Annotated in this window: 6 protein-coding genes and 1 pseudogene; 3 read left to right on the forward strand and 4 right to left on the reverse strand. The window is 58.7% G+C overall.

Annotated features, from left to right (window positions below):
• Positions 1–4 precede the first annotated feature (4 nt).
• The gene (gene hemB, locus NWQ23_RS00190) at positions 5–1,003 is read right to left on the reverse strand and encodes a porphobilinogen synthase (RefSeq protein WP_306164170.1); all 999 of its coding nucleotides are present in this window, start codon (positions 1,001–1,003) and stop codon (positions 5–7) included.
• Between the two features lie 189 nt (positions 1,004–1,192).
• Here hemB and NWQ23_RS00195 point away from each other — a divergent pair, with 189 nt between their 5' ends.
• Both NWQ23_RS00195 and mfd read left to right on the forward strand, forming a co-directional pair.
• On the forward strand, positions 1,193–1,651 hold the full coding sequence (locus tag NWQ23_RS00195; RefSeq protein WP_306164171.1) for a hypothetical protein: 459 nt from the start codon (positions 1,193–1,195) through the stop codon (positions 1,649–1,651).
• Positions 1,652–1,690: 39 nt separating this feature from the next.
• Positions 1,691–5,131 carry a transcription-repair coupling factor gene (gene mfd / locus NWQ23_RS00200; RefSeq protein ID WP_306164172.1) on the forward strand — a complete coding sequence of 1,147 codons (3,441 nt, stop codon included), beginning with the start codon at positions 1,691–1,693 and terminating at the stop codon, positions 5,129–5,131.
• 15 nt (positions 5,132–5,146) lie between these two features.
• On the opposite strand, the gene NWQ23_RS00205 is transcribed toward mfd, so the two are convergent.
• Together NWQ23_RS00205 and NWQ23_RS00210 are read right to left on the reverse strand one after the other, a co-directional pair.
• Positions 5,147–6,373 (reverse strand): multidrug effflux MFS transporter, encoded by a 1,227-nt coding sequence (locus NWQ23_RS00205; protein WP_306164174.1) that lies wholly within the window; start codon positions 6,371–6,373, stop codon positions 5,147–5,149.
• Positions 6,370–7,014, reverse strand: a complete 645-nt coding sequence (locus NWQ23_RS00210; RefSeq protein ID WP_306164176.1) for a DsbA family oxidoreductase — start codon at positions 7,012–7,014, stop codon at positions 6,370–6,372. The genes NWQ23_RS00205 and NWQ23_RS00210 overlap by 4 nt, the downstream gene beginning before the upstream one ends.
• A 176-nt stretch (positions 7,015–7,190) precedes the next feature.
• Between NWQ23_RS00210 and NWQ23_RS00215 the strand changes: the two genes are divergently transcribed.
• Positions 7,191–7,814 carry a helix-turn-helix domain-containing protein gene (locus tag NWQ23_RS00215; RefSeq protein ID WP_306164177.1) on the forward strand — a complete coding sequence of 208 codons (624 nt, stop codon included), beginning with the start codon at positions 7,191–7,193 and terminating at the stop codon, positions 7,812–7,814.
• On the opposite strand, the pseudogene NWQ23_RS00220 reads toward NWQ23_RS00215, so the two are convergent.
• Positions 7,811–8,025, reverse strand: a pseudogene (locus tag NWQ23_RS00220) (aquaporin); the annotation flags it as partial. The gene NWQ23_RS00215 and the pseudogene NWQ23_RS00220 sit on opposite strands and share 4 nt — an antisense overlap.

The following is an 8,025-nucleotide window of genomic DNA, read 5'->3' on the forward strand; positions in this document are numbered from 1 at the left end:
CAAATCAACCGTTCAAAATCTTCGCTGCTTCTGGTGCGAAATACGTCAAAATCCCGTCGCAACCGGCACGTTTGAAGGCCAAAAGGCTTTCCATCATCACCTTTTCGCCGTCCAGCCAGCCGTTTTGCGCGGCCGCCTGCAACATCGCGTATTCGCCGCTCACCTGGTAGGCGTAGGTGGGCACGCCGAAGGTATCTTTGACGCGGCGACAGATATCCAGATAGGGCATGCCCGGTTTGACCATGATCATGTCGGCCCCTTCGGCCAAATCGCGTGCGACAAGGCGCAGGGCTTCGTCGCTGTTGCCGGGGTCCATCTGGTAGGTTTTCTTGTCGCCTGTCAGCGCAGATGACGCCCCCACAGCATCGCGGAACGGGCCATAAAAGCTGGATGCGTATTTGGCGGTATAACTCAGGATCGCGACGTTCTGATGTCCTTCGGCCTCAAGGGCGGAACGGATCGCGCCAATGCGCCCGTCCATCATGTCGGAGGGGCCAAGGATATCTGCACCGGCCTCTGCCTGCGCCAGCGCCATCTTGACCAGTGCGGCCACAGTTCTGTCATTCACGATCTCGCCGTTTTCGACAAAACCGTCGTGGCCGTTGATGTTATAGGGATCAAGCGCGATATCGGTCATCACGGCAATATCGGGGGCCGCGTCCTTGATTGCGCGGATCGCCTGATTGGTCAGGTTGTCGGGGTCCCAGGCCATCGCACAGTCCTCGGTGCGGGCTTCCATGCTGGTATAGGGAAAAATACAGATCGCTGGTATGCCAAGGGCTTGCGCCTCGACCGCGGCCTTTGCCACGCGGTTGACCGTGCGCCGCATCACACCCGGCATTGATGCCACAGGTGTTTCATCGTCTTTTCCGTCCATCACAAACACTGGCCAGATCAGATCATCCACCGTCAACGTATGTTGGCGCGCCAAGGCACGCATGGCGGGGGATTTGCGCATGCGACGCAGGCGGGTGGCGGGGTAGGGTGCGAGGGTTGGTTTCATAAAGTGCGGCCTTTTTGACAGTCCCTGATTGGTGACATGGATTTTGACCTATCACAAGGCTAGGCAAGCCGCCGTCAGAGCGCTAGTTAACTCCCTGCTGCGCACCAAAGGTGGAGGACGACATTGGACTGGAGAGACGCCCTGCTTCGTGTCATCGAATTGAACACCTTTTCGAGTATTTGGTATTGGATGTCGGTGGCTGTAGCTTGGGGTGCGGCAAGCAACTGGCTGATTGGTGTGCCTTTCGATGTGCTTTACCGCGCACGCAAATGCGCCGCCCAGGAACTCGCCGATCTGGAAGCACTTGTTGATATCAACGTCCGGCGGATCACAAAGATCAGCGATCAGGCCGGGGTTGCGCTGGCCGCGATGCTTGCCTTTGTTCTGGCGATGCTGGGGATGGCCGGCTTTTACTATGGGATCGAGCTTGCCCAAGGTTTGTTTGTGATGGGTGCGCCGCTCTCGGTTGTCATTGCCGTGAACCTCCGGCTTGCGCTTCAGTTGCGGGAAACGCCGCTTGCGGGTCCGGCGCTTGTCAGTCGTTTGATCTCTGTGCGCTTTTGGACCCAGGTCATTGCCATGGTCGCGATCTTTTTTAGCGCGATGTACGGGATGTATTTCAACATCGAAGCCACGTTATTCTTCTAACCTGTTGACACTGCCCGCCTGCGGGGTAGTTCAGCGCGCATGGCCGATCCCAAACACATCACTGTCAGTGGCGCCCCCGAAGGGTTCGATGCTCAGCTTGTTCTGGCAGAGTTGGCCAAAGGCGCGCCTGTCGTGCATGTGGCCCGCGACGATAAACGCCTTGCCGCGATGCAGGCCGCACTGGCGTTCTTTGCGCCGCAGACGCCCGTCTTTACCTTTCCCGCGTGGGATTGCCTGCCCTATGACCGGGTGTCGCCGAACACCGATATCTCTGCCGCGCGCATGGCGACGCTTGCGGGCCTTGTGCATGGGATGCCTGCACAATTCGTGCTGCTGACCTCCCTTTCAGCGGCCACCCAGCGGGTGCCAGCCCGCAGTCTGCTGCGCGCTGCCGCCTTCAAGGCGAACGTCGGCAAGCGGATGGACGAAAAGGCGCTGCGCGACTTTCTGGTCCGCATGGGTTTCACCCAAAGCCCCACGGTGATGGAGCCCGGCGATTATGCGGTGCGCGGCGGGATCATTGACATCTATCCGCCGGGGCAAAGCGGGCCGGTGCGCCTTGATCTGTTCGGCGATGTGCTTGATGGCGCGCGGCGGTTCGATCCTGTCACGCAACGCACGACCGAAACGCTCAAAGAGATCGAATTGGCACCCGTGTCAGAGGTCATCCTCGACGACCCCGCCATCACCCGCTTTCGACAGAATTACCGGCTGGAGTTTGGCGCGGCAGGGACGGATGATCCGCTTTACGAGGCGGTGTCGGCAGGGCGCAAGCACGCCGGCGTAGAACACTGGCTGGGCTTTTTTCAGGACGATCTCGAAACGCTGTTCGACTATCTGCCAAAGGCCACGATCACGCTTGATGACCAGATGACCCCGATGCGGCTGGCCCGTTGGGACAGCATCGCGGACCAATACAGCACAAGGATGCATGCGCTGACGCAAAAGGGGCGGATGGACAGCGTCTATAAGCCCGCGCCGCCGCAACTGCTTTATCTGGATGATCCGGCGTGGGAAAAAGCCGTCGCAGACCGGCGGGTGATCCAGTTTGCAGCCCTCAAACAGGCCACAGGGCCCGGTGTCACTGATGCCGGCGGGCGCATCGGGCGCAATTTCGCACCCGAGCGCCAGCAGGAACAGATCAGTCTTTTCAGTGCCTTGGCGGATCATGTGAAAGTGAAACTGGCAGATGGACCTGTCGTCATCGCCTCTTATTCCGAAGGCGCGCGGGAACGTCTGGAAGGCTTGATCGAAGACGAAGGCGTGGCTGACGTTGTCCTGATCAACGACTTCAGCCGTATCGACAAACGCGCCGTGCATCTGGCCGTCTGGCCACTTGATCACGGGTTCGAGGCCCCCGGCCTTACCGTGATTTCCGAGCAGGATGTGCTGGGCGACCGCCTGATCCGCCAGACCAAGCGCAAACGCCGCGCCGAGAATTTCCTGTCAGAGGCCAATAGCCTCAGCCCCGGTGATCTGGTGGTCCATGTCGATCACGGTGTCGGGCGGTATCTGGGCATGGAGGTTGTCACCGCCTTGGGTGCGGCCCACGAATGCCTGTTGCTGGAATATGCCGAAAGTTCAAAGCTTTACCTGCCGGTCGAGAATATCGAACTGCTGTCGAAATATGGTCACGAAACCGGTCTGCTTGATAAACTGGGTGGCGGCGCATGGCAGGCGAAAAAGGCCAAGCTCAAGGAACGCATCCGCCAGATTGCCGAACGTCTGATCCGTGTCGCGGCAGAGCGTGAATTGCGCACGGCCCCCGCGATGGACCCTCCAGAGGGGCTCTGGGACCAGTTTCTGGCCCGCTTTCCCTATGTGGAAACCGACGACCAACTGGCCGCGATCGAGGATGTGCTGACCGATCTTGCCGCAGGCAAACCGATGGACCGGCTGATTTGCGGCGACGTGGGCTTTGGCAAGACAGAGGTGGCGATCCGTGCGGCCTTTGTTGCAGCACTTTCGGGCGTGCAAGTGGCGATCATCGCGCCCACAACGCTTTTGGCGCGCCAGCACTACCAGAACTTCGCCGAACGGTTCCGTGGCTTTCCTGTCAACGTGCGCCCCTTGTCGCGGTTTGTGTCAGCGCGGGATGCCAACCTGACCCGCGAGGGGATCACCAAAGGCACCGTGGATATCGTCGTGGGCACCCATGCCTTGCTGGCCAAAGGTGTGCGGTTCAAGAACCTTGGCCTGCTTGTCATTGATGAAGAACAGAAATTCGGCGTGCAGCACAAAGAGCGGCTCAAGCAGTTGCGCACCGATGTGCATGTGCTGACGCTGACAGCGACGCCGATCCCGCGGACCTTGCAGTTGTCCTTGTCCGGTGTGCGCGATCTGTCGATCATCGGCACGCCACCCATCGACCGTCTGGCGATCCGCACCTATGTCAGCGAATTCGACACGATCACCGTGCGCGAGGCGCTTTTGCGCGAACACTATCGCGGCGGGCAGTCCTTTGTCGTCGTGCCGCGCATCAGCGACATGGACGAGATGGAAGATTTCCTTAAACGCGAAGTGCCGGAAGTCACCTATATCTCGGCCACGGGCCAGATGGCGGCAGGCGAGCTTGATGACCGGATGAACGCCTTTTACGACGGCAAATATGACGTGCTGCTGGCCACGACGATTGTGGAATCCGGCCTTGATATCCCCACGGCGAACACCATGATCGTCTGGCGCGCCGATATGTTCGGCCTGAGCCAGCTTTACCAGATCAGGGGCAGGGTGGGCCGGTCCAAAACCCGCGCCTATGCCTATCTGACAACGAAACCGCGCCAGAAGCTGACGGATACCGCGCAAAAGCGGTTGCGCGTGCTGGGGTCGATCGACTCGCTGGGGGCGGGGTTCACGCTCGCCAGCCAGGACTTGGATATTCGCGGCGCGGGCAACCTGCTGGGCGAAGAACAATCAGGCCAGATGCGCGAAGTGGGTTACGAGCTTTACCAGCAAATGCTGGAAGACCAGATCGCGGCGATCCGCTCTGGCGCGGCCGAAGGCATCATTGATGACGGGCATTGGGCACCGCAGATCAATCTGGGCGTGCCGGTGCTGATCCCCGATACTTACGTGCCCGATCTGGATGTGCGTCTGGGGCTTTATCGCCGCCTGTCGGAACTGACTACGAAGGTCGAACTCGAAGGTTTTGCCGCCGAACTGATCGACCGTTTCGGAACGCTCCCGCGCGAGGTGAACACGCTGATGCTGGTCGTGCGGATCAAGGCCATGTGCAAGAAGGCCGGGATCGCCAAGCTGGATGCAGGACCAAAGGGGGCCACGATCCAGTTTCACAACGACAAATTCGCCTCGCCCAAAGGGTTGGTGGATTTCGTCCATGCCCAGAACGGAATGGCCAAGATCAAGGACAACAAGATCGTCATCCGCCGCGATTGGGACAAAGAACGCGACAAGATTCAGGGCGCGTTCAACATCGCGCGCGATCTTGCGCAAAAACTGGCTGACGAAAAGGCAAAGTAGCGGGTTTAACCCCGACTATACCTCGTGCGGCCGTTTGATCATCGTTGTCAGCCACAGCGCGAGCGAGGCAAGAACCAGCGTACCGATGGCCATCGGTAGCGGGGTGCCATCAAAGAGCAGCGCAATAGGCGCGGCAATCATGACCGCACCCACAGTCGCAACCGACGTCAGAACAGAGGCCGCCAGCCCTGCAATATGGCCCATCTCTTCCATGCCCAAGGCATTGAGGTTGCCGATGGTCATCCCCGCCTGAAAAAAATTCATCAAAACCCAAAACACATAGATCGGAAAGGCGATGCTGGGCGGCGATCCGACCAACAGTGAGATGATCAATACAAGCGTGATCAATATCTGCGCCGTATACATGGCCTTGATAATGGCGCGCATACCCAAGCGCATCACAAAGCGCGCGTTCAAAAATCCAGCCGATGAGGAGACGACCGCGATCCCGCCAAACCACAGATGAAAGTTGTCACCTTGACCGTAGGTTTGGTCAAAGACCTGCTGGGTGGACGACAAAATGCTGTAAATCATGCCAAAGGTCAGGGTCTGGATAAAGATCGAAAGCCGCGCTGTCTGATGCGAGAACATCTCGACAAGGGCGTGCTTCAGCGCTTTTACACTCAGCGCACGCCGGTTTTCCGGGGCCAGCGTTTCCGGCTGCCGAATGAGCAACCAACAGCTGGAAATGAACGAGAAAAGGATACAGGCCAGAAAGATCCCATGCCAGTCGAACACGACAACGATGTAGTGCCCAAGCGTAGGCGCTATCGCAGGCACAAGCGCAAAGACCATCATGACAAATGACAGGATACGCGCCATCTGTGGCCCTGAATAAAGATCCCGGATCAAAGCCATCGCGACCACGCGCGGCCCGGCGGCACCCAGCCCCTGTAGAACACGCGCCGCGAGCATCAATTCCAGCGTTTGCACCCGCCATGCAGCAAAGCTGGCAATGATATAGATGAGCGTTCCACCGATCATGACAGGTTTACGCCCGAAAGCATCTGACAGCGGGCCGGTAAAGAATGTCCCGACACCCAAACCCAGAATAAAACTGGTGATGATCAGCTGCGTGCGGTTCAGATTGTCGGGCGAAAGCGCTTCTCCGATTTCAGGAAGTGCCGGAAGCATTGCATCAATTGAAAAGGCAACCGTCGCCGACACCATCGCCATAAGTGCGATAAACTCGCTCTGCGCCAGTTTTTTGGGGTTTATGGTCGCAGACCGATTATCGCTCATGCGCTCGCTTCGATCTGCGCCATGATATCCTTGATCACGCCGGTCCACATTTCAGGCGGTTGTGCGCCCGGCACGGCATGCTGTTGTGCCACGATAAAGGTTGGTACCGCATTGATCCCCATTTTCCGGCTGTGCGCATCGCGCGCACGGATGTCGGCGGTGTCCGCATCAGAGGCCAGCAGTTTCGTCACCATCGCTGCATCCATTTCCGCAGTATCCGCGATATCGGCCAGAACTTCGTGGTCGCTGATATCGCGGCCATCGACGAAATAGGCTTTGAACAGCAGATCAACCACAAAGGACTGCCGCTGCTCGATCCCCGCCCAATGGATCAGACGGTGGGCGTTGATTGTATTGGGCGTGCGCTTGATCGCTTCGAAATTGATATGCGCGCCTGCCTGTTCGGCCTGTGCTACAACGGGGGCATAGGCCTTGACCGCCCCTTCCTTGCCGCCGAACTTGCCTTCCAGATAGGCGCGGCGGTCCATGCCTTCTTCCGGCATATCAGGGTTGAGCTGGAACGGATGCCATTCGATCACAAAAGGATGGTCGGGGAACTGGGCCAGGGCCTTGTCCAGATTGGTCTTGCCGATATAGCACCAAGGGCAGATCGGGTCAGAAATGATATCGAGCTTGACCATGCGCGGTCTCCGATTGGTAAATGTCTTTGACGATACGCGTGTCCTCTATCACGTCTGGCGCAGAGGAAAACCCGCTAATCCGCCAAAGCGCTGTGCGTGGCTGCACCGATCCTGCTGCGACATCGCGCGCCCAGAGGTCCGTTGCAAGATGTCCCAAGCGCGATTATGAACGTCCCATGGCTGGAACTGACCCCAAAAACCTGATCCGCATCGCGCATGAAAACGGCGAAAGCGCTATTGCACAGCCGCTTGATCTGGGCGCCCGCGTGCGCGAATTGCGCAAGGCGCGCGACTGGACGCTGGAACAGGCGGCACAACAGGCGGGACTGGCCCGCTCGACCCTGTCCAAGATCGAGAACGGGCAGATGTCGCCAACCTATGACGCGCTCAAAAAGCTGGCGGTGGGCTTGGAAATTTCTGTGCCGCAGCTTTTTACGCCCCCCTCGAAGGGGCAGGTGAATGGCCGGATGGCGGTGACCCGCAATGGCGAAGAAACGGCCCAGATCACCACAACATACGAACACGCGCTTTTGGCCGAAACGCTGACCACCAAGAAGATGCTGCCCTACCGCGCCCGTGTGCGCGCCCGCAATCTTGAAGACTTTGACGGCTGGGTGCGCCACGATGGCGAAGAATTCCTGTATGTGCTGACAGGCCAAATCCGGCTTTATACGGAATTCTACGAACCGGTCGAACTCAAGCGCGGGGATAGTGCCTATTACGATGCCGCGATGGGCCATAACGTGGTGTCCATCAGCGCCGAGGATGCGACGATCCTGTGGGTCACGTCGCTGGTCTAGCTGGTCTTTGGAAAAAGGCGCGGCAGGATCAGGGCAGAGACACCGACACCGACAATCTGCATCACGATGAACATCGGAATATGGGCGGGGTTGATCCCTGCAAAAGTATCGCTCAGCCCGCGCGCAATCGTGACCGCAGGATTTGCAAAGCTGGTGGAAGAGGTGAACCAATAGGCCCCGGTGATATAGACCGCGACCAAGGTAGGGACCG

Source organism: Yoonia sp., from assembly GCF_030731595.1.
Taxonomy (GTDB): Bacteria; Pseudomonadota; Alphaproteobacteria; order Rhodobacterales; family Rhodobacteraceae; genus Yoonia.

What these genes read in the sequence shown, in the direction of transcription:
- hemB (WP_306164170.1), bottom strand. Translation starts at nt 1,003, where the DNA reads ATGAAACCAACCCTCGCACCCTACCCCGCCACCCGCCTGCGTCGCATG.
- NWQ23_RS00195 (WP_306164171.1), top strand. Translation starts at nt 1,193, where the DNA reads ATGTCGGTGGCTGTAGCTTGGGGTGCGGCAAGCAACTGGCTGATTGGT.
- mfd (WP_306164172.1), top strand. Translation starts at nt 1,691, where the DNA reads ATGGCCGATCCCAAACACATCACTGTCAGTGGCGCCCCCGAAGGGTTC.
- NWQ23_RS00205 (WP_306164174.1), bottom strand. Translation starts at nt 6,373, where the DNA reads ATGAGCGATAATCGGTCTGCGACCATAAACCCCAAAAAACTGGCGCAG.
- NWQ23_RS00210 (WP_306164176.1), bottom strand. Translation starts at nt 7,014, where the DNA reads ATGGTCAAGCTCGATATCATTTCTGACCCGATCTGCCCTTGGTGCTAT.
- NWQ23_RS00215 (WP_306164177.1), top strand. Translation starts at nt 7,191, where the DNA reads ATGGCTGGAACTGACCCCAAAAACCTGATCCGCATCGCGCATGAAAAC.